This is a genomic window from Micromonospora hortensis, from assembly GCF_022230935.1.
GTDB classification, from domain to species: Bacteria; Actinomycetota; Actinomycetes; order Mycobacteriales; family Micromonosporaceae; genus Micromonospora; species Micromonospora hortensis.
Genome location: NZ_JAKKFE010000068.1, coordinates 1 through 614, shown reverse-complemented (window position 1 = coordinate 614; position 614 = coordinate 1). Strand labels below are relative to the sequence as shown.

Sequence of the window (614 nt, the reverse complement as noted above, 5' to 3'; positions counted from 1 at the left end):
CCGGTGCCGTCCTCGGTCGGCTCCGCGATGGTGGCCAGCCGGGCCGGGTCGGAGCCGACGTCCGGCTCGGTGAGCAGGAAGGCGGACACCTCGCCGGCGGCGAGCCGGGGCAGGAAGCGTTGCTTCTGCTCGGCGGTGCCGAACATCTTCAGTGGCTGCGGCACCCCGATCGACTGGTGCGCCGAGAGCAGCGCGCCGATGGCCGGGCTGACCGAGCCGGCCAGCATGAGCGCCCGGCAGTAGTGCAGGTTGCTCAGCCCGAGCCCGCCGTACTTCCGGTCGATCTTCATGCCGAACGCGCCGAGGTCGGCCAGGCCGTGGAACACCGAGTCGGGTATCGACGCGTCCCGCTCGATGGCCTCACCATCCACCTCGGAGGCCAGGAAGGCGCGGAACCGACCAAGGAACTCCTCCGCGCGAGCCACGTCGTCCGGATCGGATCGGGGCCACGGGTCGATCAGGTCGAGCCGGAACCGGCCGAGGAACAGCTCCTTGCCGAAGCTGGGTCGGTCCCAGGTGGACTCCCGGGCGGCCTCGGCGACCTGCCGGGCCTCCTTCTCGGTGACCTGCCCGGCTTCCGCGGGCAGCGGCGCGGCCGCACCGGCTGTGGTTTC

Annotated in this window: 1 protein-coding gene; it reads right to left on the bottom strand. The window is 72.1% G+C overall.

Annotated elements, in window-relative coordinates; all coding sequences use genetic code 11:
• The coding region (locus NIE111_RS29270) for an acyl-CoA dehydrogenase family protein (RefSeq protein ID WP_238687484.1) at positions 1–587 on the bottom strand (587 nt) is incomplete at its 3' end.
• Between the last annotated feature and the right edge of the window lie 27 nt (positions 588–614).